General features: G+C 49.8%; 10 protein-coding genes. 6 read left to right on the top strand and 4 right to left on the bottom strand.

Annotated features, from left to right (window positions below):
- The first annotated feature begins 478 nt into the window (after nucleotides 1-478).
- From KOD92_RS20335 to KOD92_RS20310, 6 genes are all read left to right on the top strand, one after another.
- The gene (locus KOD92_RS20335; RefSeq protein WP_215235430.1) at nucleotides 479-1,129 is read left to right on the top strand and encodes a (2Fe-2S)-binding protein; all 651 of its coding nucleotides are present in this window, start codon (nucleotides 479-481) and stop codon (nucleotides 1,127-1,129) included.
- Complete coding sequence (locus tag KOD92_RS20330; RefSeq protein ID WP_215235429.1) at nucleotides 1,126-2,124, top strand: FAD binding domain-containing protein; 999 nt, start codon at nucleotides 1,126-1,128, stop codon at nucleotides 2,122-2,124. The genes KOD92_RS20335 and KOD92_RS20330 overlap by 4 nt, the downstream gene beginning before the upstream one ends.
- Before the next feature lie 4 nt (nucleotides 2,125-2,128).
- Nucleotides 2,129-5,935, top strand: a complete 3,807-nt coding sequence (locus tag KOD92_RS20325; RefSeq protein ID WP_215235428.1) for a serine hydrolase — start codon at nucleotides 2,129-2,131, stop codon at nucleotides 5,933-5,935.
- A gap of 9 nt (nucleotides 5,936-5,944) precedes the next feature.
- Nucleotides 5,945-6,790 carry a sugar phosphate isomerase/epimerase family protein gene (locus KOD92_RS20320; RefSeq protein WP_215235427.1) on the top strand — a complete coding sequence of 282 codons (846 nt, stop codon included), beginning with the start codon at nucleotides 5,945-5,947 and terminating at the stop codon, nucleotides 6,788-6,790.
- Between the two features lie 148 nt (nucleotides 6,791-6,938).
- Nucleotides 6,939-7,340 (top strand): response regulator, encoded by a 402-nt coding sequence (locus KOD92_RS20315; RefSeq protein ID WP_215235426.1) that lies wholly within the window; start codon nucleotides 6,939-6,941, stop codon nucleotides 7,338-7,340.
- The gene (locus KOD92_RS20310; protein WP_215235425.1) at nucleotides 7,340-10,345 is read left to right on the top strand and encodes an ATP-binding protein; all 3,006 of its coding nucleotides are present in this window, start codon (nucleotides 7,340-7,342) and stop codon (nucleotides 10,343-10,345) included. The genes KOD92_RS20315 and KOD92_RS20310 overlap by 1 nt, the downstream gene beginning before the upstream one ends.
- A gap of 4 nt (nucleotides 10,346-10,349) precedes the next feature.
- On the opposite strand, the gene KOD92_RS20305 is transcribed toward KOD92_RS20310, so the two are convergent.
- The 4 genes from KOD92_RS20305 to KOD92_RS20290 all read right to left on the bottom strand — a co-directional run bounded on the left by KOD92_RS20305 (nucleotide 10,350) and on the right by KOD92_RS20290 (nucleotide 17,296).
- Entirely contained in the window at nucleotides 10,350-11,501 is a 1,152-nt protein-coding gene (locus tag KOD92_RS20305; RefSeq protein WP_229254770.1) for an efflux RND transporter periplasmic adaptor subunit, read from the bottom strand.
- On the bottom strand, nucleotides 11,498-15,853 hold the full coding sequence (locus KOD92_RS20300; RefSeq protein WP_215235424.1) for a CusA/CzcA family heavy metal efflux RND transporter: 4,356 nt from the start codon (nucleotides 15,851-15,853) through the stop codon (nucleotides 11,498-11,500). Before KOD92_RS20300 ends, KOD92_RS20305 begins: the two co-directional genes overlap by 4 nt.
- A 100-nt stretch (nucleotides 15,854-15,953) precedes the next feature.
- Complete coding sequence (locus tag KOD92_RS20295; protein ID WP_215235423.1) at nucleotides 15,954-16,331, bottom strand: hypothetical protein; 378 nt, start codon at nucleotides 16,329-16,331, stop codon at nucleotides 15,954-15,956.
- 101 nt (nucleotides 16,332-16,432) lie between these two features.
- On the bottom strand, nucleotides 16,433-17,296 hold the full coding sequence (locus KOD92_RS20290; RefSeq protein ID WP_215235422.1) for a response regulator: 864 nt from the start codon (nucleotides 17,294-17,296) through the stop codon (nucleotides 16,433-16,435).
- Nucleotides 17,297-17,415 lie beyond the last annotated feature (119 nt).

The raw sequence follows: 17,415 nt of genomic DNA, 5'->3' as shown, positions 1-17,415 counted from the left end.
CTTCTGTTTATTCAGATGAATGGAAGAGGCCGGAATACCAGACGCAGATTGTAAAAAAAACGTATTCCTAGAAACAGGGAGCTCCGCTGCAGCCACGTTAACCTTGCGAAACATATTCCTAGAAACAGGACGCTCCTCCGTACCCACGCTTATCTCGCAAAACATATTTCCAGAAACAGGAGGCTCCGCCGGCACCTTTTTGAATAGCTGCAAAGCTGCAGAGCGGCTCCCTGTTTCTAGGGAAATACGTCGGATCCATATTAGGCCCCGGCGGCGCCTCCTGTTTATTCCAACGAATGGAAGAGGCCGGAAGACCAGACGCATGTTACGAAAAAGTAAACACCGAAAAGGCAGTTGAATTTTTCGGAACTAAGCAGAATAAGCCACCAGCTGGAAAAGCAATAAATAAACTCCCGCATTGAGTAATCCGGAAACCGGGCGGCCTTTACTTTTTTGGAAAGCCTAAACCTTGGTGTGAATGAAAGATGAAGAAATTCCGGCAGGCGAGGAACTGGTATGTGGCGTTGAAAACCGCTTTGATGAAGATCGTCGCTATTTTTTAAAACAATCCGTCGCCATTGCCGGACTTGCATTTGTGCCTGGATCACTGGTTGCAGGCGGAGAAAATGCGCTGCCTGAATCTTTCGGAGATACTGAAAATGTAAAGCTCAGTATTGCGATCAATGGGAAAAAGCACCAGCTGAATATCGACCCAAGAACTACCTTACTGGACCTGCTTCGCGAGCGACTCGCATTAACAGGCACCAAAAAAGGTTGCGATCTGGGTCATTGCGGCGCTTGTACGGTGCATATCAACGGCCAGCGTACATTGTCGTGCCTCACTTTCGCGGTGATGCAAAACGGTACCAAAGTGACGACGATCGAAGGCATCGGCACGCCGGAAAAGCTCCACCCGTTACAGACAGCATTTATCAGGCACGACGGTTTTCAATGCGGGTATTGCACGCCGGGACAGATCATGTCGGGGGTAAGCTGCATTCGAGAAGGAAATGCAGGCTCCGAGGCTGAGGTTCGGGAATATATGAGCGGAAACCTCTGTCGCTGTGGCGCTTATCCGAATATAGTAAATGCGATATTAGAAGTAAAAAATAGCGGGGAAAAGGTATGAAGCCATTTCAATACCTCCGCCCGTCGAAATTGAAAGCTGCAATCGAAATGGTCTCCGGTGACCCGCAGGCGCGCTATATTGCCGGCGGTACCAACCTCATAGACCTCATGAAAAGGGGAATCGTTGCGCCTGAGAAGCTGGTCGATATCAATCATTTGCCACTCAAAAAAATTGAATACAAAACCGGCGTGCTGCGTATCGGCGCATTGGCTTTGAATAGTGAGGTAGCCGCGCATGAAACCGTTTTGCAAAAGCATCCGCTACTGGCGCAGGCGCTCGACTCCGGAGCTTCCGGGCAATTGCGGAATATGGCCACAGTGGGTGGAAATATCCTGCAAAAAACGCGTTGTACCTACTTTTACGACACTGCATTACCATGCAACAAACGCGAACCGGAGAGCGGTTGCAGCGCCTTGGAGGGAATAAACAGGCTGCACGCGATTTTTGGAACTGAGACTGAAAATCCTGCAAAAACCTGCATTGCGGTACATCCGAGCGATATGTGCGTGGCGCTGGCCGCATTGGATGCCGATGTATTGCTGAGCGGACCGGGAGGCGAAAGACGAATCAAGATAGCAGACCTGCACCGCTTACCCGGCGCTAATCCCGAGCTGGATACCAACCTCGAACGCGGCGAGCTGATCACGGCGGTGGAGATTCGGGACAATGCATTTGCACGCAATTCACATTACCTCAAAGTCCGTGACCGCGCTTCGTACGCATTTGCGATCGTATCGGTGGCGGCTGCGCTGGATATTGATAACGGTCAGATACGATCGGCGCGGCTGGCAATGGGCGGCGTGGCGCACAAGCCTTGGAGATTAATAGCAGCCGAAAAGTCGCTGGAAGGCCAGCCGGTGACCGAAAGCAGTTTCAGAAAGGCGGCGGAAGTGGCGATGGTTGGTGCCAGGGGTTTTGGACAAAATGATTTTAAACTAAAATTGGCCCCAAACGCAATCGTTCAGGCATTACTGACCGCCGCCGGCATTGAATAATGGTATGATGGAAAAAGTAACTGTGGAAGAAAAAGAATCGCTGGACAGGGTTGACGGGGCAGTTAAGGTGGCAGGTGTTGCAACGTATTCGGCAGAATATCAGATAAGTAACCTCGCCCACGCAGTATTGGTCACCAGCACAATAGCAAAAGGCACTATAACCGGAATTGCCACGCAGCAAGCCGAAACCGCAAAGGGTGTACTCGCGGTGATCAGCCATTTGAATTCCCCATTGATACCCGGTTACCCCGAAAAAAAGCAGCCTGCCGGGCGCGCGCCGATTGGCACTGCATTCCGCCTTTTTTACGATCACTACATTTATTTCGACCGACAGCCAGTAGCAATGGTTGTGGCGGAAACGCTGGAACAGGCGAAGCACGCGGCGTCGCTGATGGAAATATCTTATCAAAAAGAATTGCATAGTACTGATTTCGAGGCGAATGCAGTGAGTGCGGTGGTGCCGCAAAGTGTGCAGCGCAGCCAAAATTCTCCATTCAAAGATTACGAAAGGGGAGATACCGGCGCGATCGACCGGGCGGAAGTAAAAATTGAAAATACGTACACCATTCCCACGCAGCACCACCAGCCGCTCGAACCGCACGCGGTCATCGCGGTTTGGGAAGCGGAGGATAGGCTGACGGTTTATGATAAAAATCAGGGCGTAAAGTCTGCCCAGGGTAGTCTGGCGCAGACTTTTAAACTGCCGCGGCCCAATGTCAAAGTGATCTCGCCTTTTATCGGCGGCGCTTTCGGGTCGGGGATCCGCGTGTGGCCGCATACGATCGCTGCGGTACTCGCCGCGAAGCATTTAAAACGGCCGGTCAAGCTTGTTCTGGGTCGTGAGCAAATGTTCACTTCGGTGGGTTACCGGCCTTATACGGTGCAAAAAGTGGCGATCGGAGCGAATAGGGAGGGTAAACTGACCGCGATCGTGCACGAAGGTACCGGGCAGACTTCGCAGTACGAGGAGCATTTGGAACGAACAATCCTTGCCGGAAGGTCGCTTTACGCCTGTCCAAATGTGGTGACCAAATACCGGCTTCTCAACCTAGACGTGAACACTCCGACGTGGATGCGCGGCCCCGGCGACGCAACCGGCATGTTTGCGCTGGAATCGGCGCTCGACGAGCTCAGTTATGCTTTGAAAGTTGATCCGCTAGAACTCCGTTTGCGCAATTATGCCGAAACGGACCCTGAAAGGAACCTGCCTTTTTCCGCCAAGTCCCTGCGGCAATGTTACGAAAAAGGAGCAGCGGCTTTTGGCTGGAAAAACAGGCAGCCTGAACCGGGTTCGATGAAAAATAAAGGGTTGCTGGTGGGTTATGGAATGGCATCTAGCTTGTACGGTTTTCACCGGCATCCGTCTCTTGCCAGGGCAGTTATAATGGCGAATGGTACGCTGGTCGTGCAAAGTGCGACGATGGATATTGGTCCTGGTACCGGCACTGCTATGACTCGTATTGCTTCGGAAGTGATGAATATCAGCCCCCGCAATATCCGCTTCGACCTCGGCGACTCGTCGCTGCCAGACGCGCCGGGACAAAATGGTTCTTCCACGATCCCGAGTGTAGGTTCGGCTGTGCATGCGGCTTGTGAATCTTTAAAAAACAAACTGGCAAAACTCGCTGCTGAAATGCCCGGCGGCAATAGCGCATCCTATCAGGATATATTGAAATTCCACAAACTCACCGAGCTGGAAGCGCAGGAAGAATCGAAATCGGGGCCGGAGCGCGATCAGTACTCGATGTATTCGTTTGGCTGTCATTTTATAGAGGTTAACGTAAATCCGCTCACCATGGAAGTGAAAGTTACAAAAGCAGTGACCTGCGCCGACGTAGGCAAGATCATCAACCACAAAACTGCCCGCAGCCAGTCCATTGGCGGTTTGGTGGGCGGCATCGGCATGGCGCTCATGGAAGCTTCCGTAATGGACCACCGTTTTGGAAGGTACGTTACCAGCGATTTTGCCAGCTACCACATTCCTGTTCACAGCGATATTCCGCAAATGGAGGTAATGTTTATCGACGAACCAGATATGCGCGTAAACCCGATCGGGTCCAAAGGGCTGGGTGAGATCGCGATCGTAGGTGTGGCAGCAGCGGTCGCCAATGCTGTTTTTCATGCCACGGGTAAGCGGGTAAGGGAACTGCCGATCACGGTTGACAAGCTGATCGCATTTCTGATGCTGATCGTGTGTCTATCGGGCTGTTCGCAGAAAAAAAATGCGGCGGAAATGGATATTGACAAGATATTCAAACAATACAATAGTGCCGAAAGCCCGGGCTGCGCGGTTGCAGTTGTGGAGCGTGGGAAAGTGGTTTTTACCAAAGGATACGGGACTGCGAACCTGGAATATGGCATACCGATCACGCGCGCAACGGTTTTTGATATTGCGTCCGTTTCCAAGCAATTCGCGGGACTGGCCATTTCTACATTGGTCCAGGAAGGCAAGATATCACTCGACGATGATATCCGTAAATACCTTCCCGAGGTTCCGAAATTTAAGAAAACGATCACAATCGGGCACCTGGTACACCACACGAGCGGACTTCGCGACTGGCCAGAAGCACTCCGCATTGCAGGCTGGCGCTGGGACGAGGTGATTTCATTTGAAGACATTATGCGCATGATTAGAAACCAGCGCGACCTCGATTTCGAGCCAGGTGAAAAGTTCTCCTATTGCAATACAGGCTACAATCTGCTTGCGGCGATCGTTGAAAAAGTAAGTGGCCAGTCTTTCACCAAATGGACAGAGGAACATATTTTCCGGCCGCTGAATATGAAAAACACGTGGTCGCAGGACGATTATACGCGGCCCATAAAAAACGTTGCCTATTCTTACTCGAAAAAGGGGGATCGTTTCGTGAAAGTTACGGGCTCGCTGACCGCCTACGGTTCCAGCTCACTTTTTACTTCGGTGGAAGATCTGAGCAAATGGGTGATCCATTTTAACAAAGAAATTGCAGACGGAAACCCGGTATACACCAACATGCTCAAAGACGGGGCGCTGAACAATGGGGATAAAGTGGAATATGCGTTTGGGCTGGCGCGGGATGTGGAAGGCGGCCTGAAAACCATTTCGCACACGGGCGGCTGGCAGGGATACCGGACTATTATCATGAATTATCCCGAAAAGCAATTGTCTGTGATCCTGCTCAGCAATTCGGACGATTTCAGTATCGGCAGGTTCGCTTCGGAGGTGGCGGCGCTGTATTTGCAGCCGGGTAAAAAAGTGGAAGAAAAGGTTGGGAATGAGCCAGATGTACGGAATATGCCGGTTGTGAAACTGGATACCGCATTAGCCCGAAAATATACGGGTACCTATGAACTGGGGCCGGGCTGGGCGGTGACATTTACACTCGAAAATGGAAAGCTGATGGTGCAAGCCACAGGCGAGCCTAAGTTTCCAGTCGAGCCGAAATCTGATTCTCTGATCTGGATCGATGCATATAGTGCGCCGATGACTTTTGTGAAAAACAGTCTTGGCAACATCAATATGCTTAAATATAAGGATATTAAGGCCAACCGGATCTATGTGCAGCTGCCCGACCGAAAAACGTTCTCGTCGCTCGCAGGTAGCTATTACAGCCCTGAACTTTTGACAGAATATAAAGTGGATATGAAAGCCGATACGCTGCGGATGCACCACATGAGAAACGGCGATTTTGAGTTGATCCCGGACCTGACCGGAAGCGGACAGTTCAGCAGCAGGATCGGCAGTGTGAGTTTTGTGAGGGATAGCGCGCAAAAAGTGACGGGGCTTACATTTTCGGGCGGAAGGGTCAAGAATCTTTGGTTTAAAAAACAATAAATAGTTTCTATGAAAAACACTAAAAACCTGGCTTTACTGGCGTTAATCGCCGTGGCCGCATTGGTTCAGATCAGTTTTGTTAAAAACGATTTGTCCAAAAAAGCATTGAACTGGAAAACCGGCGTGGCGCTCTATTCCTTTAATAAATTCTCTTTTGCTGAGACGATCGAGAAAGCGGATAGTGCCGGGGCTAAGTTCGTTGAAGGTTTTTTCTTCCATAATCTGGGAAAGGATTTCAACGGTCACGCTATTCCAAACCTGAACGACGAGGAGATCTCGAAGATGAAATCAATGCTTGATAAAAAGGGCATTCAAATGAAATCGTTGTATTCGGGTAACGGGAAGAATTTGGAGGAATGGAATACCTATTTCACTTTTTCCAAGAAAATGGGTATCGAGTTCCTGACGTGCGAGCCGGAAAAGAAGGACTGGAATTTGCTCGACAGCCTGGCCGGTGCCTACAAAATGAGAATTGCGATCCACGAACACGCCAAAGGATCGAGCTATTACTGGCACCCTGATTCGGTGGTTGCCGCGATGAAAGGCCGCCCGAACATCTGGGCCTGCGCCGACCTCGGACACTGGGTCAGGAGCGGACTTGACCCGGTAAAATGTTTGAAAACCCTGGAAGGCCGGATCATTTGTGTGCACGTAAAAGACCTCGACGGGGCTAATAACCTGAAAGCAAACGACGTAGTGGCAGGTACCGGCGTACTCGACTATCCGGCGATAGTAAAGGAGCTTAAACGCCAGAACTTCAATGGAATGGCCTATATAGAGCGGGAAGGCAACTGGAACAACAATATGCCCGATGTGAAGCAGGCGCTCGAATACCTCTCAAAACTGTCGCGCTAGCTGCGGCCAGGGCTGCTTGTATTTTCGTCGTAAATCCTTATCATTAATCCATAAACCACAACATTCCCGTGTAGTAGTTTTCAGAAAAACGGGTCTTGGAATGGATTTTTATATTGATCAGCTACAACTAAACTAAAACCGGATCAGCATGCGCCCTCGTATCAGCATCTTCTTAATCGACGACGACATAGACGATCAGGAAATACTGGCTACTATTATGGAAGATTCTTTCGAGCATGCTGAATGCACCTTCGCCAGCGATGGAATGCAGGCGCTGCACCGGTTACAGGACGAAACGTTTTTCCCCGACGTCATTTTCGCCGATATCAATATGCCGCGGATGAACGGTATCGAATTCCTGGTGGAGTTCAAAAAAATGCCCCGCCTGGCAGAAGTACCGGTTTTTATGTACTCCACCTCGGATGAGAAGGAGATCGTTAGTCAATGCACGGATCTCGGGGCAACCGGTTTTGTGAAAAAATATGCAGACACGGATGAGGTAAAGCGGGAGTTTCAAAAAATTATCCACAACATTACCTCACGCTCTTAATGGATCAGGTCGCGGTAACATCACTTGAATTTCTCGTTGGCGGCGGCGAAATGGGCGAACGCATACGCCGCTTTCCATGGGATAAATCTCCGCTCGGTCCGCCGGAACAATGGCAGCAGAGCCTGAAAACGTGTATTCGGATCATGCTCAGCTCCAAGCAGCCGATCTGGATCGGGTGGGGCGAGCACCTGATCAAGTTATACAATGACGCTTATGTGGATATTGTGCGGGGGAAACATCCCGGCGCATTGGGACAGCCTGCTTCTGTGGTATGGAAGGATATCTGGCGGGATATTGAACCCATGCTTTCGCTCGCAATGACCAGAGACGAAGGTACTTACGTGGAATCGCAGCTGCTGATTATGGAGCGCAGCGGCTTTCCCGAGGAAACCTATTACACATTTTCCTACACGCCCGTACTCGGCGAAGACGGTCGCCCGGCCGGGATAATATGCTATAACACAGCCGATACCGACCGGATCATCAATGAAAGGTCGCTGCGTACGATGCAGCAGCTGGATAGTCTGGCACAGCGGAAAACGGAACAGGACGTGTATGCACAGGCGGTCAAAGCGCTGGGCAGTAATAACAGGGATTTTCCTTTTACGGTCATTTATCAGGTAAACAGCGAATCGAATACCGCCGAGATCACCGCGATGTCAGGTATTGGTCCTGAAAATCTTACCATTAACGCGCCTGTTGACCTTGATAACCCCCGTGAGGAAGCCATTACTGTTTCGGAAGCCGTTTTTGGGAATAAAATCGTAGAGTCGATTGACCCAAACAGGTGGCATTCTTTGCCAAAAGGGCACTGGGATGTAGTACCGCGTCATTTTGTGGATGTTCCGATCAAATCTGCCAACCGGAAATTTCCGCTCGCGATCCTGACGATCGGTTTAAACCCTTACAGGAATTTTGATGATGCATACCGCAATTTCATCCAGCTCGTAGCAGACCAGATTTCGCTCGGCGTAAATAATGCGCTGGCCTATGAGGAGGAACGCAAGCGTGCAAAAGCGCTGGAAGAACTTGACAAAGCAAAAACGCTGTTTTTTACCAATATAAGCCACGAATTCCGGACGCCGCTGATGCTTATGCTGAGTCCGCTGGAAGAACTGTTGAGCAAGCCGCTGATCGGGTTAAGTACTGACGAAAAGCATAATCTGGAAGTAACGCACCGCAATGCGATCCGGCTATTGAAACTGGTTAATACTTTGCTTGATTTCAGCAGGATCGAGAGCGGCAGGAATATGGCCACTTACGTGCTGACCGATATTGCCACGTACACTCAAAACCTGGCTGGTAACTTCCGCTCAGTCATTGAAAAAGCCGATTTGTACCTGCATGTGAACGTGCAGCCGATCAGCCAGCCCGTGTATGTCGACAAGCAAATGTGGGAAAAGATCGTTTTCAACTTACTGTCCAACGCATTCAAATATACCCTTGAAGGAGGTATTGAACTGTCGGTAGAGCAGATAGGGAACGAGGTACAGCTGGTCGTGGAAGATAGCGGTTTGGGCATTCCGGAACATGAGCTTCCGCATATGTTCGAGCGTTTTCACAGGGTCCAGAACACGACCGGCCGGACTTATGAAGGCACCGGGATCGGGTTATCGCTGGTAAAAGAGCTGGTGCAGCTACATCGCGGCAATATAAACGTTCAAAGTGAAATAGGGAAGGGTAGCAGGTTTACGGTGACGATCCCCACAGGCAGTGCGCATCTTGATCCCGCCCAAGTATTTGCGGCAGCACCTGCTTTCGAAGAGATAACTTCCAGTTTTTTTGTCGAAGAAGCGGCTACCTTACTGCCCTCGGAAACTCCGCTGGCGAACGCTGCCCCGCTTGCATCGGCGCCCGACAGGACTGAATATGAGACGATTCTGGTCGTAGATGATAATACGGATATGCGCGAGCACATTCAGTCACTGGTTGGCCCGTGGTACAAAACGATCGGCGCGGTAAACGGGATCGATGCACTGGAAATGATCCAGAAACACCGGCCTTCCCTTATTTTGAGTGATATTATGATGCCCGAAATGGACGGTATCGAGCTGCTCAGACATGTTAAAAACACACCCGAAAGTGCGCAGATACCGATCATTCTGATCACAGCCCGTGCAGGTGAAGAGTCGAAAATCGAAGGTTATGAAATCGGCGCTGACGATTATCTGGTCAAACCGTTCTCTTCCAATGAATTATTGGCAAGAATAAAATCGCAGCTTAAAATTGCTAAAACACGGCGTCAGTTTACAGAGGAACTGGAAAACGAAGTGCGGAAGCGAACGGAAGAACTCACCAAGGCGAACAAGGAACTGGAATCGTTCAATTACGTGGCCAGCCACGATTTGCAGGAGCCGCTGCGGAAGATCCAGACTTTTATTCATCTTATCGACAAAAATAAGGACAACCGGGAAGCAGTCGAGAAATACTTTCAAAAGATCAATTCCTCGGCCCAGCGCATGAGCGAGCTGATCCAGTCGGTGCTGACTTACAGTCGGTTGGCGCAATCCGGGGAAGGTTTTTCAATGGTGGACCTGAATAAGATCGTCAGGGATATTCAAATAGATTTTGAGTTGCTGATCGAGGAAAAAGGAGCGGAAGTGATTTGCGGCGATCTGCCTCAGATACGCGCCAACAAATTCCAGATCAACCAGTTGTTCTCAAACTTATTTAGTAATGCCCTGAAATTCTCACAGACCAATCCGCGGATCACGATCACCTCACAGCTGGTCGCGTCTTACGAGACCAAAGACCCGCACTTGCCGGTTGACGGACGCACTTTTGTTCACCTTACGTTTTCGGATAACGGAATCGGTTTCGAGCCGGAGTTTAATGAGAAGATATTCAGTCTATTCCAAAGGCTGCACGGGAAACACGAATATTCAGGTACCGGTATTGGGTTAAGTATTGTGAAAAAGATCGTGGAGCAGCACGACGGATATGTGTCAGCCGAATCCCGCCCGGGCGAAGGAGCGACATTTCATATCTGGCTACCGGTTGTTTGAAACGCTATCCTTCCTCTTCGGTATTCTTGATTTTCATGAGCAAAGCATAAGCATTTTTGACAACGAGCCGGGTATCTCCATTTATCCCGCTTCCTTCAATTTGCTGCTTGCCGCCGCTGATCGTTCCGGGCTTTACTTCCACCATTTCAAATTTCCCGCTTCCATTATCCGTAAAAACGTAAAAGTTATTTTCCCAGCGCACAATCGCCTCTTCGGGTACTGTTAATGCCTTGGTACCATTGATCGCCACTTCTCCATTTACAAACATTCCCGGCACAAGCAGCGGATTGTATTTTTCAAAATGGCAATGCACCTCCGCCATCCGGTCATCGTCCAGGTTCCGGCTGATGAGTATAATTTTTGCTTGAAATTTCCGCTCGGGATCGCCGTTTGTATAAGCTGTCACACGCTGACCAACGGAGAGTGTGCTCAGGTCTTTTTCAAAAACACTCAATGCAAGGTGAATATCTTTCGGGTCGACGAGCTCAAAAAGCATATCAGTAGGTGCCGTGTATTTACCCACATTCACATTGACCTTTGAAACAAAACCGTCGATCGGAGAAATAATAGAAACCGTTTTGGAGATATTATCCGGTTTGAGATTGGCGGGGTTAATGCCGATCACTTCCAGTTTTCGTGCCAGTGCGTGCGTCAAAATCCGCTGCGTTTCCATTTCTGCCCGGGCTTGCTGGAATATCTTGTCGCTGCTCGCTTTTGTCGCATTCAGGTCTTTCTGACGGTTAAACTCACTTTCTGCCAGTGTAAACTTTTCTTTCGCGGTGAGATAATCCTGTTGCAGCTGGATAAACTGCATATCTTCCAATTCCGCCAATACCTGGCCTTTCCGCACGTGCATACCGGGCAGCATGCGGGTGGACTTCAAATACCCGCCAAGCGGAAAGCTGAGGCTGATGGTACTTTGCGGCGGCACGTCGATTTTGCCGTGGAGGTTCAGTACGCCACTGATATTTTCCATTTCAGGTTGCCCAACCTCGATTCCTACGTTTTCCAATTGTTTTGAGCTGAAAGAAACTACTTGCGCGGAGGCGGCGGAATCATGTTTTTCGTTTTCGATATTATCTGTTTTGCCACCACACGCAGTGAGCAGCCAAACGCAAATGCCAGGGATGAGGTAAGTCTTCATATCGGTTTTCACAGATTGTTAAGTTTGAGTAACTGGATCACAGCCTGGTTGTAGCTGCTGAGTGATTGAATGTATTCGCTGCGTATTGTAATCGATTGATTGACAAGGATAACCCATTGTAAATAATCGATTTCGCCCGCCTGAAACTGTTCGTCGGCGGTGGTGATAATGGCTTCTGCGTTTTTCAGGCCCTGGGTTTCGAAATAGTCAAGACTTTGGAGGAATTTCCGGACCTGGGTTTGTGCATTGTCGCGCTCGGTCAGGATTTGCTGCGTGAGGTATTCGGTTTCTTTTTGGGTTTTTTCAAATTCCGTTTTTGCCGCTGCTGCTCTCGCAGACTGCGCTTTGAAAAATAGCGGAACTGCGACTCCTGCATTGACATAACTAAACCTGTTCCTGCCGGTATAAGTGAGTTCCTGCCCATTTACCAGCTGCGACCCTACAATACTGAGATTGTTATAACCGAGAGTCAGCTCGGGCAGCAGTCGCGCTTTTTCCGTTTTCCAGCGGAATTCGGAAGCTTGCTGCTGGCTTTTCGCCAAGTCGAGCAGAGGAAAATTATGCAATGCGGAGTCCTGGACTGTCAGCACATTTTCAATGCGTGCGCTACCGATCTGGGGTACATACTGAATGCTGTCGCGAATCAAAAGATTAAACGATCTGACCGTGACTGCCAGGTCGCTTTCCAGCATATTCAGTTGATTGGTTACCTGCTGGCGCTGTGATTGGGCTGCGGTTTTTTCCAGCACATTAGCTTCGCCTTTTTCAAAACGCAGGTTGGACTTTGTTTCAAAAAGTGTGAAAATACTGTCGGCGTAAATGAGCAGTTTCCTACGCTCGGTCAAGCTGGCATATTCATAGAACAATTGACGCAGGCTGGTGCGAATTTCAAGCTCGGTCAACCGCGTTTGTGCCTGTGCTGCTGTAAAATTAGCTTCCAGTGTTCGGCGCTGATTGGTATAAACTGCCGGGAAACTGAACGTTTGACTCACCCCGAAACGGGTGTCGTTGTTGACACTATTAAACTTTCCGATATCTGCATTGAAATTCGTTTTAGGGATATCAAACGCGCTTTTCTGTAACTGCTCACTACTTTTTTCTCCCAGCCGCGCACTTTGTACTTGCAGGTTTCTTTGTTTGGCAATTGTGATCGCGGTTGGCAGGTCGATCGGTTTTGGCTGTGCATTGACCAGGGTAGCCGCAAAAAGTAGTGGGAGTAAAGCCAGCGATTTCGGCACCGATGCTATCTTCTTTTTACCCTCAAACAAAAGATACAAAGCCGGTAACACAAAGAGCGTCAACAAGGTAGCGGTGATTAGCCCGCCGATCACCACGGTCGCGAGCGGTCGCTGCACTTCTGCCCCGGCGCCATTGCTGAGCGCCATTGGTAAAAATCCCAGCGAAGCTACGGCGGCGGTCATCAGTACCGGTCGGAGGCGGTTTCGGGTGCCGGTCAGTACCAGTTCCAGTGCATTGGTGATCGTACCTTCCGTTTTGAGGCGGTTGAATTCCGAGATCAGCACGATGCCATTTAAAACAGCAACCCCAAACAATGCGATAAAGCCTACGCCGGCCGAGATACTGAAAGGCATACCGCGCATCGCCAGCGCAAACACGCCGCCGATCGCCGAAAGCGGGATCGCCGTGTAGATCAGCGCACCTTCGCGGATTGACGAGAATGCGAAATAGAGCATGACGAAAATCAGCAGCAGCGCCACCGGAACTGCTATGATCAGCCGCGCTTTTGCCTGTTGCAGGTTTTCAAAAGCGCCTCCGTAAGTAACGGTGTACCCTGGCTCGAAGCGGATTTTTCCTTCCACTTTTTGTTGCAGCTCCTCCACGATCGACTGTACATCGCGGCCGCGGACGTTGAAACCGACGATGATCCGCCGCCGCGTATTCTCCCGCTGGATCTGGTTTGGGCCTTCGATTTCCTGAATGGTCGCAACCTGATAAAGGGGTATCTGCATGCCCGAAGGCGTGGAAATCGGCAGGTTTTGCACATCGGCAATGCTCTTGCGGCCTTCATTCCCAACTCGTACTACCAGGTCAAACTTCTTCTCTCCTTCATAGATCTGGCCTGCGGCTGCGCCTGCAAATGCAGCATTGATCGTGCGGTTGATATCGTCGATATTTAATCCGTATTTCGCAATCTCGCGCCTGTTGAATTCAATGACGATCTGCGGCATGCCGGTCACTTTTTCGACGTACCAGTCGGCAGTACCTTTTACGGTTTTCGAAATAGTGCCCAGCTGCTCGGCGTAGGTTGCGAGCTTGTTTAGATCCTCGCCAAAAATTTTACATACCACATCCTGTTTTGCGCCCGTCATCAGCTCGTTGAAACGCATTTGTACGGGATACTGGAAGCCGGTGGTAATGCCCGGCACCACTTCCTGGGCAGTTTGCGCCATTTTGTCGGCGAGTTCGGTGAATGTCTCCGCGCTAGTCCATTCGGATTTATCTTTCAAACCGATGATCATATCCCCGCCTTCGATCGGCATCGGGTCAGTCGGGATTTCGGCGCTGCCGATCCGGGAAACTACCTTTTCCACTTCGGGATATTGCGATTGCAACCTTTCAGAAACGCGGTTGATCGCATCTATCGTCGTGCTCAGGTTGGTACCCACCAGCAACCTCGTTTCAGTCGCAAAATCGCCTTCTTCAAGCTGCGGAATGAATTCTCCGCCCATTTGGGAAAATATAAAAACAGCAATGCCGAACAATGCAAATGCAGCAACTACCATAGACTTTTTGAAATGCAGCGCGCGGGTCAGCATGTTATGGTAACCGGCTTCGAGCTTCGCCATCATCCTGTCAGAAATGTTCGGTTTGTGCGTGACTTTCTTGCTGATAAACAGTGCACTAATCATTGGCACATAGGTAAGCGAAAGTATGAATGCACCCAGGATTGCGAAGGCGACGGTTTGCGCCATCGGCTTGAACATTTTTCCCTCAATACCTGAAAGAGAAAGGATCGGCAGGTACACGATCAGAACGATGATCTGGCCAAAAACCGCCGCATTCATCATGCGCGAGGCCGAGCCGGTGACTTCACGGTCCATTTCATCCTGCGAGATTGCATGGACGCCCGCATACTTTTTAGAGGAATGCAAGTGGTGTAAAATCGCTTCGACGATGATCACCGCGCCGTCGACGATCAATCCAAAATCCAGCGCGCCGAGGCTCATCAGGTTACCGCTCACGCCGAAAGTGTTCATCATTGTGATCGCGAAAAGCATGGAAAGCGGGATCACGGAGGCTACGATGAGGCCCGCGCGAAGGTTTCCCAGAAACAGTACCAATACCAGGACTACGATTAACGCGCCCTCAGATAAGTTCTTTTCAACGGTGCCAATCGCGTTATTGACCATTTTGGTGCGGTCGAGAAATGGCTCGATCTCCAATCCTTCGGGCAAGGTTTTCTGGATTTCAGCAATGCGTTTTTTGACATTTTTGATCACATCCGAAGAGTTGCCGCCTTTGAGCATCATCACAATTCCCCCCGAAACTTCACCGGTACCGGCCATAGTGAGCGCGCCATAACGGATCGCCGAGCCAAGCCGCACTTCGGCAATATCGCGGATCAGTACGGGCGTTCCGTTCGCGTTATTTTTGACCACAATATCCTGTATATCCGCCTGCGAACCGGCTAAACCTACACTTCTGATGTATAGAACAGCGGGACCCTTCTCTATATACGCACCGCCGGTATTCTGGTTGTTTCGCCCCAATGCAGTGAACACGTCACTGATCGTGAGATTAACCGCTTTCAAATTGGCCGGATTCACGGCCACTTCATATTGCTTAAGCTCGCCGCCGAAGGTGGAAACGTCGGCCACGCCGGGGGTGCCGAGGAGCTGGCGTTTCACAATCCAATCCTGGGTAGTACGCAGGTCGGCGAGTGAAAATTTCTTCTCAAATCCTGCTTTCGGCTTGATCACGTATTGATATATCTCCCCCAAACCCGTCGTAACAGGCGCTAGCTCAGGCTTTTCAGCATTTTCGTCGATCTCTACCTGGGCGAGCCGCTCGGTAACCTGCTGCCGCGCCCAGTAAATGTCGGAACCGTCTTCAAAAACGATGGTGATCAGGGAAAGTCCGAAACGCGAGAGGCTTCGGCTTTCCTTTAAGCCGGGAATGTTGCTGATAGCCTGTTCGATCGGAAAAGTGATTAGTCTTTCTACGTCTTCGGCACCCAAAGCAGGCGCGGTGGTGATCACCTGTACCTGGTTGTTGGTAATATCGGGAACTGCGTCGATTGGTAACTGCGTCACTTCATAAGTACCGTGGGCAACCCACAGCAGCATGAACAGACCAATTACTAGTTTATTATGAACTGAAAATTGTATGATTTTATTAAGCATAACCTATTGAGTATAAATACATAGCAAACAGGCTACGGGCTCAGCAAACGGTGAGCGCATAGTCGTGACAGGACAGAACTATCCTGCTGTATGTTGGTATTTAAACTCGCGGCGGGCGAAAAAGAGAGCCTAATGCGGCATTGTAATGTCCCTGCGGCTGGTCGGGACCGTAATCCGGCTTGATCGGCCAGTAGGTATTTTTGAAAGTAAAAGAATTTGAAAAGGGTACGAAAAGGAAACTGGTATGCTGGATCTCAAATTTCTTGAAAGGCAGTTGCATGTCCTTTTCGTCGTCATTATCATCCATATCATCGCCCCAGTAATGCATGGAAAGGAAGTCCATGAAGCTGATATTCTGGTTCAATGCCTTATGCTCAATATAATGCCGGAATAGCGTAGGAGCCTTGAAAACCTGATACAAAGAAGTTGTATCCAGGATCAGGATCGTCAGCATAATATGTAAAATGAGCCTTTTCACGATACTAAATTAGGTCGGTATCGTGGCTTGTGCAAGGATTAGTTTTGGAAATGACATCAGCGAAAGGGTCGGGAGGCCCCAGGCTTATAATAGAAATTGCATCATTTTGGCAGGGAAACGGTATTCCACCAGAAGTTATGCAGACTTTTGAAATCGCTTTCCCAGTCCGCTATATCGACGCCTTTTACCATATATCCGTTCGCATTGTTCTGATAGCTGGCATGAATATCCCGGGGATCGTCGGAGTAGCTGAAAACGATCAGCGGGATACTGAGTAATTTGTGCATGATCAGTATTTCCCGTACCCTTTGCAGCAGATCTATCCCCGCTTCCCGGCTTGGAAAATACAGATCCAGCAAAACCAGATGCGGTTTTTGCGGCATTCTCGGAAGCTCGGTCCTGAAAAAATCCAGCACTTTGGCCTCCTCGCTCATTGTAATCACTTGTACATCGGGCATGCTTTGACGGATATCCGCACGGATCAGTAACAGATGATCTTTGTTGTCCTCAATCACCAGAATACTGGTGTCTTTCAGATTCGGCTTGTCGAAAGTATCCTGAATATGGAGGTTAGAGTGCAAAAAACAAACGTCGATCGACTGGGCCAGATGTGTGAATTCGGCAGAGCTCACCGGCTTAACGATGTAGGCGTTGATCCCCTCTTCGTATGCTTTTCTAACCAGCTCCTGGCTTGATGTGGTCGACATCATCAGTACCGGAATATGCTGCGTGTCTGTATCCGCCTTTAATACAGAAAGTGCTTCCAGCCCATTGAGGCGGGGCATATTCATATCCATCAGGATCAACTCCGAATCCGCAGAGCCTTTCTGGGAATTGATCATGGCCAGCAGACTTTCTCCATCGCTCACTTCCAGTATCCTCACGTCGTGAATGACGCGTTCGATCGCTTCGCGGATCAGCATCCGGTCGTCTTCGTCATCATCTGCCAGATATATTGTCTTCAAAATGCTCAGTGGAAAGTTAGTCGGCTATTATTGATTTCGCTATTTTGGACAAAATACCAAAAAATCGCGCCTGAGTAGCTGACGCTTTTACCCCCTAATATCGCCGTAAACACACCCTG

The organism is Dyadobacter linearis (genome assembly GCF_907165045.1).
Lineage (GTDB): Bacteria > Bacteroidota > Bacteroidia > Cytophagales > Spirosomataceae > Dyadobacter > Dyadobacter linearis.
Note: the sequence above shows the minus strand (reverse complement) of the source record. Positions and strands in the feature narration are given on the sequence as shown.

Bases quoted from the DNA above. Each gene is read 5' to 3' on its own strand.
- KOD92_RS20310 (WP_215235425.1), top strand. From the start codon at position 7,340: ATGGATCAGGTCGCGGTAACATCACTTGAATTTCTCGTTGGCGGCGGC.
- KOD92_RS20315 (WP_215235426.1), top strand. From the start codon at position 6,939: ATGCGCCCTCGTATCAGCATCTTCTTAATCGACGACGACATAGACGAT.
- KOD92_RS20320 (WP_215235427.1), top strand. From the start codon at position 5,945: ATGAAAAACACTAAAAACCTGGCTTTACTGGCGTTAATCGCCGTGGCC.
- KOD92_RS20325 (WP_215235428.1), top strand. From the start codon at position 2,129: ATGATGGAAAAAGTAACTGTGGAAGAAAAAGAATCGCTGGACAGGGTT.
- KOD92_RS20335 (WP_215235430.1), top strand. From the start codon at position 479: ATGAAAGATGAAGAAATTCCGGCAGGCGAGGAACTGGTATGTGGCGTT.
- KOD92_RS20300 (WP_215235424.1), bottom strand. From the start codon at position 15,853: ATGCTTAATAAAATCATACAATTTTCAGTTCATAATAAACTAGTAATT.
- KOD92_RS20330 (WP_215235429.1), top strand. From the start codon at position 1,126: ATGAAGCCATTTCAATACCTCCGCCCGTCGAAATTGAAAGCTGCAATC.